The following is a 16,951-nucleotide window of genomic DNA, read 5'->3' on the forward strand; positions in this document are numbered from 1 at the left end:
TATTCCCTCTCCCTCTGAGAGAGGGTTAGGGTGAGGGTGAAACTACCGCTTCTTACCCACCGCCCTTCTGCGCTTGTCCAAATCCTTAATCAGCCTGTTCACCCCGTCATCGGCAAACATCGTCTCAAGGGTTGTGGACAGCTTGCGACGCCAGTTCTTGTACTGATAGCTGGTGCCCGGAACGTTCACCGGCTCCGCCATATCAATCCAGTCTTCCGGCTGCAGGCCGAGCAACGCGCTGTTGCTGTCGGCAATATAGCGCTGCAGGCCACGGTTGAGCGTTGGGGTCATCGCCATCAGCGACGCTTTATGCCCTGCACGCTTCGGCAGACAGCCATGCTTATGCAGCGCATCCAGCAGCCCCTGCTTCGCCAGCTCACGATCCTGATACAGACCGCGCAGAACCTCTTCATCAGGATACAGTCCCAGCGTTTTGCCGAGGGTCAGGTCGCCGCTTTCCCAGTAGCCCCTGAGCGTAGGAAGATCATGCGTCGTCGCGACTGCCATTGACTGTTCAGGGTACGCTTTCGGCGCGCGGAAGGTTTTCTCATGGTCGTTTTCAAAATAGAGCACTTTATAGGAGTAGACGCCGCTGTCGCGGAGCTTGCTGACAATTTCCACCGGCACGGTACCGAGATCTTCACCGATCACCATGCACTGGTGACGTTTACTCTCCAGCGCCAGGATCGACAGCAGATCGTCAACCGGATACTGGACGTACGCCCCGTGATCGGCCGTTTCACCGTACGGGATCCACCACAGGCGCAGCACGGACATCACGTGGTCAATGCGCAGCGCCCCGCAGTTCTGCATGTTGGCGCGCAGCAGGTCGATAAACGGCTCGTAGGCGCGCGCCGCCATCACGTGCGGATCCATCGGCGGCAGGCCCCAGTTCTGCCCGAGCGGCCCGAGGATATCCGGCGGCGCGCCCACAGACGCCTTCAGGCAGTAGAGCTCACGGTCGCACCAGGTTTCCGCGCCGCCTTCCGCCACGCCCACGGCCAGGTCACGATACAGACCGATCGGCATCTTATAGCCCTGGCTCACCTGCCAGCAGGCAGCAAACTGGCTGTACGCCAGCCACTGCAGCCACAGGTAGAAGTCCACCTCATCGGCATGATTTTTACAGAAGGCTTTGACTTCAGGGGTATCCACGGTCTGATACGCTTCCGGCCAGACCGGCCAGCCCCAGCGCATTTCGTCCTCTTTCACCTGATATGCGTGCAGCGCATCAAATGCCGCCTGCCAGTAGAGACTTTCGCCTTCCTGCATCACAAACTGGCGGAAGGCCGCCATCTGCTCGTCGTCGCGCTGCGAAAAGCCTTTCCACGCCAGACGCAGCGCGACCATTTTCAGCGCCGTGACGGTGGAATAGTCCACCCAGTCCGCGTCGCGAGCCTGCTTCAGCATCTGCCGGGTGGTATCAAGCTTCCACCACGCCTGCGCCTCTTTGCTGTTTTTGAAGTCGTCTAACGCGTTAACGTCGATGTAAATCACGTTCAGCCAGCGTCGGGAAGACGGGCTGTACGGGCTGGCGCTTTCCGGATTCGCCGGATAGAGCGCGTGAATTGGGTTGAGGCCAATAAAGGCCCCACCGCGCTCGCCCACGGATGCCAGCATGTTCTTCAGGTCGCCAAAATCGCCGATGCCCCAGTTGCTGTCGGAACGCAGCGTATAGAGCTGCACGCAGGCGCCCCACAGCTTTTTGCCTTCAAGCAGCGCCTGCGGCTCATAGCAGCGTTTTGGCGCGACGATCACCCGGCAGTGAAAACGCTGTTCGTCCTGGGTGAGCGTCAGGCTGTGATAGCCCTCCGGCAGCTTCGCCGGAAGGTTTAACGTTTTGCCGCCGATGGCGTGGCCTTTATGCTGATGCCCCTCTTCGGTGGTGAGCAGCCAGCTAAACTCGCCGAGCCCCTCCACCGCCAGCGGCATCTTTTTGCCTGCGGTAAAGACCTTCACGTTTGGCACCGGGGCAACCGACGCTTTCGCGTCGGTTTTGTGCATCGCATCCAGCAAACGTCTTTTGGTGTCCGCACCAATAGACTGCGGTTTGCCGTGCGCGTTGATGTAACTGAGGCTAATTCCCGCCGCCTGCGCGGCACTGTCCAGACGTTTACTCTCCATCGCGCTTCCTTAGCGTTTTGCCTGCCAGATACGGGCCTGATAATCACGGATTGAGCGGTCAGAGCTGAACATGCCGCAGCGCGCGGTGTTCAGAATGCACGCCCGGGTCCACGCCTCCTGGTCGCGGTACAGCACGTCGACCTGTTTCTGCGCTTCAACGTAGGCCGTGAAGTCCGCCATTACCAGGTATGGGTCGCCGCCGTGTTTGTCCATGCTGTGCAGCATCTGGTCAAACGCGTGCTTGTCGCCGTCGCTGTATTTGCCGCTTTCCAGTTCCTTCAGCACCGCATCCAGCACTTTGTCTTTCTTACGCCATTTCACCGGATCGTAGCCTTTGGCCTTGATGGCTTTCACCTCTTCCACGGTATGGCCGAAGATAAAGATATTCTCTTCACCGACCTTCTCGGCGATTTCAACGTTCGCCCCGTCGAGCGTGCCGACGGTCAGCGCGCCGTTCAGCGCCAGCTTCATGTTCCCAGTACCGGACGCTTCTTTCCCTGCGGTCGAGATCTGCTCGGAGATATCCGCCGCCGGGATCAGCATTTCAGCCGCCGAGACGCAGTAGTCCGGCAGGAACACCACCTTCAGCTTGTCGCCCACTTTTGGATCGCTGTTGATCGCCGCTGCCACTTTATTAATAGCGAGGATAATGTTTTTCGCCAGGTAGTAGCCCGGCGCCGCTTTCGCACCGAACAGGAACACGCGCGGCACGCGGTCGGCCTGCGGGTTCTCGCGGATCTCTTTGTACAGCGCCAGAATGTGCAGCAGGTTCAGGTGCTGGCGCTTGTACTCATGCAGACGTTTGATCTGAATGTCGAAAATGGCATGCGGGTTGATCTCAATCCCGATACGCACTTTCACGAACTCCGCCAGGCGAACCTTGTTCTCCAGCTTGATCGCACGGTACTGCTCGCGGAATTTCGCGTCGTCGGCCTGTTTTTCCAGGTTGATCAGCTGGTCCAGATCGTTGGCCCACTCTTTCTTCAGGGTCTTGTCCAGCAGGCCGGCCAGCAGCGGGTTGCACTGCTTGATCCAGCGACGCGGCGTGATGCCGTTGGTCACGTTGTGGAATTTGGTCGGCCACAGCTGGTGATATTCCGGGAACAGATCTTTCACCACCAGGTCGGAGTGCAGCGCCGCCACGCCGTTAACGGCAAAGCCGCTGACTACGCACATGTTCGCCATGCGCACCTGTTTGTCGTGCACCACCGCCAGCTTCGCCCAAACGGCTTTGTCGCCCGGCCAGGTTTTCTCAACCAGCACTTTAAACTGGTCGTTAATCTTGTTGATGATCTGCATATGGCGCGGCAGCAGCGCTTTCACCAGCTTCTCATCCCAGCACTCGAGCGCTTCTGGCATCAGGGTGTGGTTGGTGTAGGCGAAGGTGCGGCTGGTGATGGCCCAGGCGTCGTCCCAGCTCAGCTGATGCTCGTCGATCAGCACGCGCAGTAGTTCCGGGATGGCAATAGTCGGGTGCGTGTCGTTGAGCTGGATAACTTCGAAGTCCGGCAGCTGCGCCAGCTTGCGGCCCGCCAGATGATGGCGACGCAGAATGTCCGCCACGGAGCAGGCGCACTGGAAGTACTGCTGCATCAGGCGCAGCTTTTTACCCGCCAGATGATTGTCGTTCGGGTAGAGGACCTTCGTCAGCTTCTCGGCGTCAATGCCCTGCTGTTCGGCGCGCAGGAAATCACCGTCGTTGAATTTGGTCAGGTTAAACGGATGCGCGTGCTTCGCCTGCCACAGACGCAGCGGCTGCGCCACACCGTTACGGTAGCCGAGCACCGGCAGATCCCAGGCTTCACCGGTAATAGTGAACGCCGGCTCCCAGAGCCCCTGCTTCGTCACTTTCCCGCCTATGCCGACCTGCACATCCAGCTGCGCGTTGTGGCGGAACCACGGGTAGGTGTTACGGTGCCAGTCGTCCGGCGCTTCCATCTGATGGCCGTCGGCAAACGACTGACGGAACAGACCGTACTGGTAGTTCAGACCATAGCCAATCGCCGACTGGCCGACGGTCGCCATGGAGTCAAGGAAGCAGGCCGCCAGACGACCCAGACCGCCGTTACCCAGCGCCGGGTCAATCTCTTCTTCCAGCAGGTCGGTCAGGTTAATGTCATGCTCTTTCAGCACATCACCCACCTCCTGATACCAGCCAAGGTTCAGCAGGTTGTTGCCGGTCAGGCGGCCAATCAGGAACTCCATCGAGATATAGTTGACGTGACGCTGGCCTTTGACGGGCTTCGCCACGGGCTGAGCATCCAGCTGCTCTGCGAGCGCCCCGCTCACCGCCTGCCACCACTGGTGAGGCGTCATCTCGTTTGCAGCATGAAGGCCAAAACGCTGCCACTGACGCGTCAGGGCAGCCTGGAATTGAGCTTTGTTGAAGGTAGGCTGTGACATAGGGGATCGGCATCCTTTAGAAAGAAAACACAAGTTGGCGCTAGTGTGCCTGGCTCATTTCACCTCTTCCTCCTCCCGTGGGGGATTAGACAGGGAGGAGTAGCGGGGATGAGCATAAAAGTGTGATCGAGGCCACTCTGAGAGCATAGCCGTAGCGTGCCAGGAAGTTAAAAAAGTAACCGGGGAGAATGTCAAAGAAATGAAATGCAGTTTCGGGTGAAATTAATCCGCCCGGAAATGATTGCTTACGGAGAATAATATTTCAGCAATGGGCTCATACCTAAGGAGATTATTAATCTCACTCAACTTTACCCGAAGTTTATTAAATTCGGCGTCATTATACCTTTCTGAAACCAGTTTCAGCCCGGCCGGGTGACATCCATACAAGCCAGCATTCACGCGGCATCAAAGCCTTTTCAAAAAAGTTCCAACACTGGCCGGAATGTTTTGTGACAGAGTGCAAATTCAGAGCCACAAAAGCCAGACATAACTTGCAATAGTTCTCTTTCTGACCGACCTTATAGCTATTAATTACGAAGCGCAAAAAAAATAAATTCTCTCGTTCCCCACAGTGAAGTGAAACCTATGTTGATTCCGTCTAAATTAAGTCGCCCGGTTCGTCTTGACCATACAGTGGTCCGCGAGCGTCTGTTGGCTAAACTTTCCGGCGCGCATAATTTCCGACTGGCGCTGGTTACGAGCCCTGCAGGTTATGGAAAAACAACGCTCATTTCACAATGGGCCGCAGGTAAAAGCGATCTTGGCTGGTACTCTCTTGATGAGGGCGATAACCAGCAAGAGCGTTTTGCCAGCTATCTGATTGCCGCTATTCAACAGGCAACCAATGGACACTGCGTCGCCAGTGAAGCGATGGTGCAAAAGCGCCAGTACGCCAGCCTGTCCTCCCTTTTCTCTCAGCTATTTATCGAACTGGCCGAATGGCATCGCCCGCTGTACGTGGTAATTGATGACTATCATCTGATTACGAACCCGGTGATCCACGAGTCGATGCGCTTCTTCCTGCGTCATCAGCCGGAAAACCTGACCTTAGTCGTGCTGTCACGCAACCTGCCGCAGCTGGGAATTGCCAACCTGCGCGTGCGCGATCAGCTTCTGGAAGTGGGCAGCCAACAGCTGGCCTTCACCCACCAGGAAGCGAAACAGTTCTTCGACTGCCGCCTGACCTCGCCGATTGAGGCCGCTGAAAGCAGCCGCCTGTGTGATGACGTCGCGGGCTGGGCGACGGCGCTACAGCTGATTGCCCTCTCTGCCCGGCAAAACAACAGCCCGACGCACCAGTCTGCGCGTCGTCTGGCCGGCATCAACGCCAGCCATCTTTCTGATTACCTGGTGGATGAGGTGCTGAACAGCGTCGATCCATCGACCCGTAATTTCCTGCTGAAAAGTTCCCTGCTGCGTTCCATGAACGACGCGCTGATTGTGCGCGTTACCGGCTGTGAAAACGGCCAGCTGCAGCTGGAAGAGATTGAACGTCAGGGCCTGTTCCTGACGCGCATGGACGATCCCGGCGAGTGGTTCAGCTACCATCCGCTGTTTGGCAGCTTCCTGCGCCAGCGCTGTCAGTGGGAGCTTGCCACGGAATTGCCGGAAATCCACCGCGCCGCCGCCGAAAGCTGGATGGCGCAAGGTTTCCCGAGCGAGGCCATTCACCACGCGCTTGCCGCCGGTGACGCCAGCATGCTGCGCGATATCTTGCTTAACCACGCGTGGGGGCTGTTTAACCACAGCGAGCTGACGCTGCTGGAAGAGTCGTTGAAAGCCCTGCCGTGGGAGAGCCTGCTGGAGAACCCGCGTCTGGTGCTGCTCCAGGCCTGGCTGATGCAGAGCCAGCACCGCTACAGCGAAGTGAATACCCTGCTGGCGCGCGCCGAGCAGGAGATGGAAAGCGAAATGGATATCACCCTGCATGGCGAATTTAACGCCCTGCGGGCGCAGGTCGCGATTAACGACGGCGATGCGGATGAAGCGGAACGGCTGGCGATGGTCGCGCTGGATGAACTGCCGCTGGCGAATTTTTACAGCCGGATTGTGGCGACCTCGGTGCACGGCGAAGTGCTGCACTGCAAGGGTGAGCTGACGCGTTCCCTTTCGCTGATGCAGCAAACCGAGCAGATGGCGCGCCGCCATGATGTGTGGCACTACGCGCTGTGGAGCCTGATCCAGCAAAGCGAGATTTTATTCGCTCAGGGGTTCCTGCAGGCGGCCTGGGAAAATCAGGAAAAAGCGTTCCAGCTGATTCGTGAACAGCACCTGGAACAGCTGCCGATGCACGAGTTCCTGTTGCGTATTCGCGCTCAGCTCCTGTGGGCGTGGTCGCGCCTGGATGAAGCAGAAAGCTGCGCCCGTCAGGGTGTGAGCGTGCTCTCTGGCTTCCAGCCGCAGCAGCAATTGCAGTGTCTGGCCCTGCTGGTGCAGTGCTCGCTGGCGCGCGGCGATCTGGATAACGCCCGCAATCACCTTAACCGTCTGGAAAACCTGCTTGGCAACGGTCAGTACCACAGCGACTGGGTATCGAACGCCGACAAGGTGCGGGTGATTTACTGGCAGATGACGGGGGACAAAAAATCCGCCGCCAACTGGCTGCGTCAGACACCTAAACCGGAATTTGCCAATAACCACTTCCTGCAAAGCCAGTGGCGCAACATCGCCCGCGTGCAGATCCTGCTGGGTGACTTTGAGCCTGCCGAAATTGTGCTGGAAGAGTTAAACGAAAACGCCCGCAGCCTGCGCCTGATGAGCGACCTGAACCGCAATCTGCTGCTGCTTAATCAGCTTTACTGGCAGGCGGGACGCAAAAACGACGCCCAGCGCGTGCTGCTGGAAGCCCTGCAGCTGGCGAACCGCACCGGGTTTATCAGCCACTTCGTGATTGAAGGTGAGGTGATGGCGCAGCAGCTGCGCCAGCTGATTCAGCTCAACACGCTGCCGGAGCTGGATCAGCATCGCGCCCAGCGCATTCTGCGCGAGATTAATCAGCACCACCGTCACAAGTTCGCGCATTTCGACGAGAACTTCGTTGAACGCCTGCTGAACCACCCGGAAGTGCCAGAGCTTATTCGCACCAGCCCGCTCACCCAGCGCGAATGGCAGGTGCTGGGGCTGATCTATTCAGGCTACAGCAATGAGCAGATTGCCGGAGAGCTGGCAGTGGCGGCAACCACCATCAAAACGCATATTCGCAATCTGTATCAGAAGCTGGGCGTGGCGCACCGTCAGGATGCGGTGCAGCATGCGCAGCAACTGTTGAAGATGATGGGATATGGGGTTTAGATCCTCTGCGGTCTGATGCCCTCACCCCGGCCCTCTCCCACGGGGAGAGGGTGAAAGGCTTTTCAACACAACTCTAACTGCAAATTATTATCTTTAATTACCTGCATCACGCCCGCCGGCGGCATCACATCGGTATAGACCGCATCCACCATGCTGATGCTGCCCATGTTCACCATTGCGTTACGGCCAAACTTCGAATGATCCACCACCAGCATCACGTGACGCGAGTTTTCAATAATCGCGCGCTTGGTGCGCACCTCGTGGTAATCAAATTCCAGCAACGAGCCGTCGGTGTCGATGCCGCTGATCCCCAGAATGCCGAAGTCGAGGCGGAACTGAGAGATAAAATCGAGCGTCGCTTCGCCGATAATCCCGCCGTCGCGGCTGCGCAGTTCGCCGCCCGCGAGGATGATGCGAAAATCGTCTTTCTGCATCAGGGTGTTGGCGACGTTCAGGTTGTTGGTCACCACGCGCAGGTTCTCATGATCCAGCAGGGCATGGGCGACCGCTTCCGGCGTGGTGCCGATGTCAATAAACAGCGTCGCGCCGTTCGGGATCTGGCTCGCCACTTTACGGGCAATGCGCTCTTTTTCCGCCGTCTGCGTGGCTTTACGGTCGTGCCAGGAGGTGTTGACCGAGCTGGACGGCAGCGCGGCCCCGCCGTGGTGGCGCAAAATACGGTTCTGATCGGCCAGATCGTTCAGGTCACGACGGATGGTTTGCGGGCTGACGGCAAACTGCTCGACCAGCTCTTCGGTGCTGACGTATCCCTGTTTTTTGACCAGTTCGATAATGGCGTCATGACGTTGTGTTTGTTTCATCAATTATCCCTGAGAATTATGTTCGTTTTCGCGCATGGAGCGTGTCGGCAAGCGCCATTGCCAGCCCGACCGCCAGGCCGGTGACGTGCGCACCATTGGCGATAGACATACCAAACAGATCAAACCATCCGGCAATTAGCCATATTAACGCAAAGGCTATTAATCCGCGTTGTAAATAGATGCCGCTTTCCGGGTCGCGCTCCCCGCGAAGCCAGACGTAGCCCATCAGGGCGTAGACGACACCCGACAGCCCGCCGAACCACGGGCCGCTGAATTTATGCTGCACGTAGCCGCTCAGCAGGGCGCTAATCACGGTGATGACAATCAGCTTACCGCTGCCGAGCCGCTTCTCAACGATGCCGCCGAGATACCACCACCACAGCAGGTTAAAGAGGATATGCATCACCGAGAAGTGCATCAGCGCGTGGGTAAAGTAGCGCCAGACGTCAAACTGCAGCGATGGGTCATACGGCCACGCCAGCGCGATCATTACGCTCTGGTCGCCCACCACGTTCATAATAATGAAGACGATAATACAGGCCGCCATCAGCAGCAGCGTAAACGGGCCCGCGCGCTCGCGAATCGTGGCAAGGAAGGGAAAACGGCTGTAATGCAGTCCGCTGCCGGTCTGGCCGGATTGCCAGCTGGCCGCCAGATAGCGCGGGTCGCCAGGGTTCTCAAGAAAACGCGCCAGCTCTTCGTTTACCCGCCCTGCCTGGCTCTCGTCGGCCAGCCAGACGTCGGTCTGAGTATGTTGCTGAATGGTCAGAATAACGCCCTGCGTCGCCATATAGTCGACAAACGCCTGGGCGACGCGCGGGTTGGTAAAAGAGGTGATCATCAACATGGGCAGCGGTCGCTTATTTCCACACAAAAGGGAACAGTATAGCGGGATTAGCGCTCAAACGCGTATTCCACTTCTGCCGGGAAATGACGATGCCAGGCATCGAAGCCGCCATCGACACTGTATACCGCGTCGTAGCCCTGCTGAATAAGATACTGCGCCGCGCCTTTGCTGCTGTTGCCGTGGTAGCACATGACCATTACCGGCGTGTCGAAGTCGTTATCGCGCATAAACGCGCCCAGCGTGTCGTTGGTGAGATGGAACGCGCCCGGCGTGTGGCCCATCGCAAAACTTTGCGGATCGCGGATGTCCACCAGCACCGCTTTTCCCTGGTGCATCTTCTGGTGGGCTTCTTCTACGTTAATACATTCAAACTGATCCATGGTGTTCTCTTTCGCTTATTCAGGTGTGGTGCGTTTTTCCCCTCACCCTACCCTCTCCCGGAGGGAGAGGGAAACGGATCACCCTCTCCCCGTGGGAGAGGGCTGGGGTGAGGGCATCAGACCGCACTATTTTACCCCGTAGTGTACGTCCTGGCGGCGGGTAAACGCCATTATGTTATCCATATCACTCTAAATTGTTTTTTTGATGTTACCAAAAGCGCGTTCCTTTGCTATTATGAGCGATATCGAACATTTTTGAGCTTTAACGAAAGTGCATGAGGGTGTTATGGAAACCAAAGATCTGATTGTGATAGGCGGTGGCATCAACGGTGCCGGTATTGCGGTTGATGCCGCAGGACGCGGTTTATCCGTGCTGATGCTGGAAGCTAACGACCTCGCCTGCGCGACGTCGTCCGCCAGCTCCAAGCTGATCCACGGTGGCCTGCGCTACCTGGAACACTACGAATTCCGCCTGGTCAGCGAAGCGCTGGCCGAACGTGAAGTGCTGCTGAAAATGGCCCCGCATCTGGCGATCCCGATGCGCTTCCGCCTGCCCCATCGCCCGCACCTGCGTCCGGCGTGGATGATCCGCATCGGCCTGTTTATGTACGATCATCTGGGCAAACGCACCAGCCTGCCGGGTTCGAACGGTTTGCGTTTTGGCTCAGAATCGGTCCTTAAGCCGGAAATCGTGCGCGGTTTCGAATATTCCGACTGTTGGGTGGACGATGCGCGTCTGGTGCTGGCGAATGCGCAGATGGTCGAGAAGAAAGGCGGCGAGGTGAAAACCCGGACCCGCGCGACCGCCGCACGCCGCGAAAACGGCCTGTGGATTGTGGAAGCAGAAGACATTGATACCGGCGAGAAATTCAGCTGGAAAGCGCGCGGCCTGGTGAACGCCACCGGCCCGTGGGTGAAGCAGTTCTTCGACGACGGAATGCACCTGCCTTCACCGTACGGCATTCGCCTGATCAAGGGCAGCCACATTGTGGTGCCGCGCGTGCATACCCAGAAGCAGGCGTACATTCTGCAAAACGAAGACAAGCGCATCGTGTTTGTGATCCCGTGGATGGACGAGTTCTCCATCATCGGCACCACCGACGTGGAGTACAAAGGCGATCCGAAAAACGTCGAGATCGACGAGAGCGAAGTGAACTACCTGCTCAAAGTGTATAACGCACACTTTAAGAAACAGCTGTCACGGGATGACGTGGTCTGGACCTACTCCGGCGTGCGTCCGCTGTGCGATGATGAGTCTGACTCACCGCAGGCCATCACCCGCGACTATACGCTCGATATCCACGACGTAGACGGTCAGGCACCGCTGCTGTCGGTGTTTGGCGGCAAGCTCACCACCTACCGCAAGCTGGCCGAGCACGCGCTGGAAAAACTGGCGCCGTACTACAAGGGCATTGGCCCGGCGTGGACCAAAGAGGCGGTACTGCCCGGTGGAGATATCGGCGGAAACCGCGACGATTACGCCGCGAAGCTGCGCCGTCGCTTCCCGTTCATTACCGAAGGGATGGCGCGCCACTATGCCCGCACCTACGGCAGCAATACCGAGCTGTTCCTGGGAGAGGCAAAAGAGATTGCGGATCTGGGCGAGCATTTCGGCCACGAGCTGTATGAAGCCGAGCTGCGCTACCTGGTCGAGCACGAATGGGTTCGCCGCCTGGACGATGCCATCTGGCGTCGTACTAAAGAAGGGATGTGGCTGAACGCCGAGCAGCAGTCTCGCGTGGCGCAGTGGTTACTGCAAAATGCGGGAAAGCGTGAGCTTTCGCTGGCGTCTTGATGCGATCGGTGCGGGCTGATGCCCTCACCCTGACCCTCTCCCACAGGGAGAGGGAACAAACACTAACAACGGCAACCGAGGTTGCCGTTTTGCTTTTACAACCTCACCGGATCAATATGCCAGATCGTCTCGGCATACTCCTTGATGGTCCTGTCAGAAGAGAAATACCCCATGTTGGCGATGTTATGCATCGCCGCGCTGGTCCATTTCTCCTGCTGGCGGTATAGCTCATCCACCTTATCCTGGCAGTCCACGTAGCTGCGATAATCCGCCAGCACCTGGTAGTGGTCGCCAAAGTTAATCAGCGAATCCACCAGATCGCGATAACGGCCCGGCTCGTCGGGGCTGAACACGCCGGTCGCAATCTGCGTCAGAACCTGACGTAGCTCTTCATCCCCTTCATAGAACTCACGCGGCGAGTAACCTTTCCTGCGCAGCGCCTCCACCTCTTCCGTGGTGTTACCGAAGATGAAGATATTCTCTTCCCCGACGTGCTCCAGCATTTCGACGTTCGCCCCGTCCAGGGTGCCGATGGTCAGCGCTCCGTTAAGGGCAAACTTCATGTTACTGGTGCCGGACGCTTCCGTGCCCGCCGTGGAAATCTGCTCAGAGAGATCCGCCGCCGGGATGATCAGCTGCGCCAGGCTGACGCTGTAGTTCGGGATGAACACCACCTTCAGCTTGTCGCCAATATCCGGATCCTGGTTCACCACCTTCGCCACGTCGTTGATGAGGTGAATGATGTGCTTCGCCATGTAGTAGGCGGAAGCCGCCTTACCGGCGAAGATCTTCACGCGCGGCACCCACTCGGCGGTTGGATCGGCCTTAATGCGATTGTAGTGGGTGATCACGTGCAGCACGTTCATCAGCTGACGCTTGTACTCGTGGATGCGTTTGATCTGCACGTCGAACAGCGCTTTCGGGTTTGCCACCACGTTGAGGTGCATCGCCAGCCAGACCGCCAGACGTTTTTTGTTCCGCAGCTTAGCTTCCCGCACGGCTTTATTCACCGTCGGGAAATCAATGTGCTGCTTAAGCTCGCTCAGCTGGCTCAAATCGGTACGCCAGGTGCGGCCGATATTCTCATCCAGCACGTCGGACAGCGGCTGGTTCGCCAGCGCCAGCCAGCGGCGCGGCGTGACGCCGTTGGTGACATTGCAGAAGCGCGTCGGGAAGATCTTCGCGAAGTCGGCGAACAGCGACTGCACCATCAGGTTTGAGTGGAGCTCAGACACCCCGTTCACCTTGTGGCTGATCACCACCGCCAGCCAGGCCATACGCACGCGACGGCCGTTGGATTCATCAATAATCGAGGCTCGGCTCAGCAGGCCGGTATCGTTCGGATACTGCTCCTGCAGTGTCTTGAGGAAATAGTCGTTGATCTCAAAGATAATCTGCAGATGGCGCGGCAGGATTTTGCCGAGCATATCCACCGGCCACGTCTCCAGCGCTTCGCTCATCAGCGTGTGGTTGGTGTAGGAGAACACCTGACACGTCACCTCAAACGCGTCGTCCCAGCTGAACTTATGCTCGTCGATCAGCAGGCGCATCAGTTCAGGAATGGAGAGCACCGGGTGGGTGTCGTTAAGGTGAATCGCCGTTTTCTCCGCCAGGTTGGCGTAGGTTTTGTGCAGCTGATGGTGGCGACTGAGGATGTCCTGAATCGTCGCGGAGACGAGGAAATACTCCTGACGCAGGCGCAGCTCGCGGCCGGAATAGGTGGAGTCATCCGGGTACAGGACGCGGGAGACGTTCTCAGAGTGGTTTTTATCTTCCACCGCCGCAAAGTAGTCGCCCTGGTTAAATTTACCGAGGTTGATCTCGCTGCTGGCCTGGGCGTTCCACAGGCGCAGCGTGTTGGTGGCGTCAGTGTCGTAGCCGGGGATGATCTGATCATAGGCCACGGCGAGGATCTCTTCAGTTTCTACCCAGCGGGACTTTTTCCCTTCCTGCTGGATACGCCCGCCAAAGCGCACTTTGTAGCGCGTGTTGTGGCGTTTGAACTCCCACGGGTTGCCGTACTCCAGCCAGTAGTCAGGGGACTCTTTCTGACGACCATCGACGATGTTCTGTTTGAACATGCCGTAGTCATAGCGAATACCGTAGCCGCGGCCCGGCAGCGCCAGCGTCGCCAGCGAGTCGAGGAAGCAGGCGGCGAGACGCCCCAGCCCCCCGTTGCCCAGCCCCGGGTCGTTCTCTTCGTCAATCAGCTCTTCTAAATCCAGCCCCATCTCTTCCAGCGCGGTTTTGACGTCGTCGTAGATACCGAGCGACAGCAGCGCGTTAGAGAGGGTGCGGCCAATCAAAAATTCCATCGACAGGTAATAAACCTGCCGCGTCTCCTGCGAAAGCTGAGCGCGGTTTGAGCGCAGCCAGCGTTCGACCATGCGGTCACGCACCGCAAACAGCGTGGCGTTCAGCCACTCGTGCTTGTTGGCAATGACCGGGTCTTTCCCGATGGTGAACATCAGCTTGTAGGCGATGGAGTGCTTTAACGCCTCAACGCTGAGCGTGGGTGAAGAGTAGCTAAATGGAGCGTTCATATCAGTAACTTCGCCTCGTTACATCAAGCGTTGATAGAGATCGCGGTACGACTGCGCCGCAACGTGCCAGCTAAAGTCCATGGACATCGCCTGACGCTGTACGTAACGCCAAAGGGATGGACGGGACCACAAGACGAAAGCACGCCGAATCGCCCGAAGCAGCGACCAGGCATTACTGTCTTCAAAGACAAACCCGCTGGCAATACCGTCCGCCAGGTTTTCCAGAGAGCTATCCGACACCGTATCCGCCAGCCCGCCCGTGCGGCGCACCAGCGGCAGCGTGCCGTATTTCAGGCCGTAGAGCTGCGTCAGGCCGCAGGGTTCGAAACGGCTCGGCACCAGAATCACGTCCGCGCCGCCCATGATTCGGTGCGAAAACGCTTCGTGATAGCCAATCTGCACGCCCACCTGCCCCGGATGTTCCGCAGCGGCGGCGAGGAAACCCTCCTGCAGCACCGGATCGCCCGCGCCGAGCAGCGCCAGCTGTCCGCCCTGCTCCAGTAAACCGGGCAGCGCTTCCAGCACCAGATCCAGCCCTTTCTGGCTGGTCAGGCGGCTGACCACCGCAAACAGCGGCACCTTGTCGTTGACCTTCAGCCCCATCGCAATCTGCAGCTGGCGTTTGTTTTCGGCTTTGTCTTCCACCGAGTCGCGGCCATAGCGCGCCGCCAAAAGGAGATCGGTTTCCGGGCTCCAGATCTGTTCATCCACGCCGTTCAGAATGCCCGACAGGCGGCCTTCGCGATGGCGCTGCTGCAGCAGCCCTTCCAGACCGTAGCCAAACTCCGGCTGGGTGATTTCACGCGCGTAGGTGGGGCTCACCGCCGTAATGTGATCGGCGTAGTACAGCCCGGCCTTCAGGAACGAAATTTGCCCGTTGAACTCCAGACCGTGCATGTTAAAGAACGACCATGGCAGATCGATGTCATTCATATGATGGGCGTAGTACATGCCCTGATACGCCAGGTTGTGTACCGTAAACACCGATTTTGCCGGATGCCCTTTTGCCGCCAGATATGCAGGCGCCAGCCCGGCGTGCCAGTCATGCGCATGCACTACATCCGGACGCCAGAACGGATCCAGCCCGACGGCCATCTCCGCCCCCACCCAGCCGAGCAGCGCAAAGCGCAGCACGTTGTCGGTATAAGCGAACAGGTTCGTATCGTGATACGGGCTGCCCGGTCGGTCGTACAGGTGCGGTGCGTCGATCAGGTAGATCCCTACGCCGTTGTAATGCCCAAACAGCAGGGTGATGCGTCCGGCAAACGTTTCACGGCGGGTCACGACCTTTGCATCAGGTATGCCGCGCCGGATATCCGGGAAGGCGGGCAGCAGGACTCGGGTATCCACCCCTCCGGCGATCTGCGCCGCGGGTAATGCACCCAGAACATCTGCCAGACCGCCCGTTTTTAACAACGGGAACATCTCAGAACATACGTGTAAAACCTGCATCATCGCTCCTGTTTGATCTGCAGCTTCCGCAACATTTCCCGTGTGACTAACACGATCCCCTCTTCAGAACGGTAGAAGCGACGCGCGTCTTCTTCCGCGTTTTCACCAATCACCATTCCCTCAGGAATGACGCAGGCCCGGTCGATCACGCAGCGACGCAGACGACACGAACGCCCTACCCAGACATCCGGCAGCAGGACTGCCGAATCGATATTACAGAATGAGTTTATACGCACGCGGGGGAACAACACCGACTGCACCACCACCGAACCGGAGATAATGCACCCGCCGGAGACCAGCGAGTTCAGCGTCATGCCGTGGCTGCCGGAGCGGTCCTGAACAAATTTCGCAGGCGGCAGGGATTCCATATGGGTACGAATCGGCCAGTTCTGGTCGTACATATCCAGCTCGGGCGTCACGGACGCCAGGTCCAGGTTGGCTTTCCAGTACGCTTCCAGCGTTCCCACATCGCGCCAGTAAGGCTCCGCATTCGGGTCGGACTGTACGCAGGACAATGGGAAAGGATGTGCATAGGCCATGCCAGCTTTGGTTATTTTAGGGATGATGTCTTTGCCGAAGTCGTGGCTGGAGTTTTCGTCTTTGTCGTCTTCTTCCAGCAGCTCATAAAGATAATCCGCATCAAAGACATAGATCCCCATGCTGGCGAGCGATTTGGTGTCATCCCCCGGCATGGTGGGCGGGTTCGCCGGTTTTTCGACGAAGTCGATAATCTTATCGTCCGCATCCACGTGCATCACGCCAAACGCCGTCGCCTCGGCAACGGGCACCGGCAGACACGCCACGGTGCATCGAGCCCCTTTTTCGACGTGGTCGATCAGCATATGCGAGTAGTCTTGCTTGTAGATGTGGTCCCCGGCGAGGATCACGATGTATTCCGCGCTGTAGCGACGAATGATGTCGAGGTTTTGGGTCACGGCATCCGCCGTGCCGCGGTACCAGTTTTCGCCGTGAACGCGCTGCTGCGCCGGGAGCAGATCGACAAACTCGTTCATCTCTTCGCTGAAGAATGACCAGCCGCGCTGGATGTGCTGCACCAGGGTGTGCGACTGATACTGCGTAATGACGCCAATGCGGCGAATGCCCGAGTTCAGGCAGTTGGAGAGCGCAAAGTCAATGATGCGAAACTTACCACCAAAGTGAACGGCCGGCTTGGCACGCTTGATGGTCAAATCTTTCAGACGGGTACCACGCCCGCCCGCGAGTATCAGGGCAACCGTTTTTAAGGGTAGCTGGCGTGCCAACATTAAGGGATCGTTCTTCTCTAATCTAACCAT

10 protein-coding genes are annotated in these 16,951 nt (G+C 58.1%); 2 read left to right on the top strand and 8 right to left on the bottom strand.

Annotated features, from left to right (window positions below; all coding sequences use genetic code 11):
• Window positions 1-42 precede the first annotated feature (42 nt).
• Window positions 43-2,124: a 4-alpha-glucanotransferase gene (gene malQ / locus HBM95_21265; protein ID NIH45436.1), complete on the bottom strand. Its 2,082-nt coding sequence runs from the start codon at window positions 2,122-2,124 to the stop codon at window positions 43-45.
• Window positions 2,125-2,133: 9 nt separating this feature from the next.
• Window positions 2,134-4,527, bottom strand: a complete 2,394-nt coding sequence (gene malP / locus HBM95_21270; protein ID NIH45437.1) for a maltodextrin phosphorylase — start codon at window positions 4,525-4,527, stop codon at window positions 2,134-2,136.
• Window positions 4,528-5,112: 585 nt separating this feature from the next.
• Here malP and malT point away from each other — a divergent pair.
• On the top strand, window positions 5,113-7,818 hold the full coding sequence (gene malT, locus HBM95_21275; protein ID NIH45438.1) for an HTH-type transcriptional regulator MalT: 2,706 nt from the start codon (window positions 5,113-5,115) through the stop codon (window positions 7,816-7,818).
• A gap of 62 nt (window positions 7,819-7,880) precedes the next feature.
• On the opposite strand, the gene HBM95_21280 is transcribed toward malT, so the two are convergent.
• The 3 genes from HBM95_21280 to glpE are packed head-to-tail and all read right to left on the bottom strand — an operon-like array spanning window position 7,881 to window position 9,866.
• On the bottom strand, window positions 7,881-8,639 hold the full coding sequence (locus tag HBM95_21280; protein NIH45439.1) for a DeoR/GlpR family transcriptional regulator: 759 nt from the start codon (window positions 8,637-8,639) through the stop codon (window positions 7,881-7,883).
• Window positions 8,640-8,655: 16 nt separating this feature from the next.
• Complete coding sequence (gene glpG, locus HBM95_21285; GenBank protein NIH45440.1) at window positions 8,656-9,486, bottom strand: rhomboid family intramembrane serine protease GlpG; 831 nt, start codon at window positions 9,484-9,486, stop codon at window positions 8,656-8,658.
• A gap of 47 nt (window positions 9,487-9,533) precedes the next feature.
• Window positions 9,534-9,866 carry a thiosulfate sulfurtransferase GlpE gene (gene glpE / locus HBM95_21290; protein NIH45441.1) on the bottom strand — a complete coding sequence of 111 codons (333 nt, stop codon included), beginning with the start codon at window positions 9,864-9,866 and terminating at the stop codon, window positions 9,534-9,536.
• A gap of 286 nt (window positions 9,867-10,152) precedes the next feature.
• Between glpE and glpD the strand changes: the two genes are divergently transcribed.
• On the top strand, window positions 10,153-11,661 hold the full coding sequence (gene glpD, locus HBM95_21295; protein NIH45442.1) for a glycerol-3-phosphate dehydrogenase: 1,509 nt from the start codon (window positions 10,153-10,155) through the stop codon (window positions 11,659-11,661).
• A 95-nt stretch (window positions 11,662-11,756) separates the two neighbouring features.
• On the opposite strand, the gene glgP is transcribed toward glpD, so the two are convergent.
• Genes glgP through glgC form a run of 3 tightly spaced genes read right to left on the bottom strand, consistent with a single transcriptional unit; the run spans window position 11,757 to window position 16,951 of the window.
• Window positions 11,757-14,204, bottom strand: a complete 2,448-nt coding sequence (gene glgP, locus HBM95_21300) for a glycogen phosphorylase (protein NIH45443.1) — start codon at window positions 14,202-14,204, stop codon at window positions 11,757-11,759.
• Between the two features lie 18 nt (window positions 14,205-14,222).
• Window positions 14,223-15,656, bottom strand: coding sequence for a glycogen synthase GlgA (glgA, locus tag HBM95_21305; GenBank protein ID NIH45444.1), 1,434 nt, complete (start codon window positions 15,654-15,656; stop codon window positions 14,223-14,225).
• Window positions 15,656-16,951 carry a glucose-1-phosphate adenylyltransferase gene (gene glgC / locus HBM95_21310; GenBank protein NIH45445.1) on the bottom strand — a complete coding sequence of 432 codons (1,296 nt, stop codon included), beginning with the start codon at window positions 16,949-16,951 and terminating at the stop codon, window positions 15,656-15,658. The genes glgA and glgC overlap by 1 nt, the downstream gene beginning before the upstream one ends.

This window comes from Enterobacter asburiae (assembly GCA_011754535.1).
Lineage (GTDB): Bacteria > Pseudomonadota > Gammaproteobacteria > Enterobacterales > Enterobacteriaceae > Enterobacter > Enterobacter cloacae_N.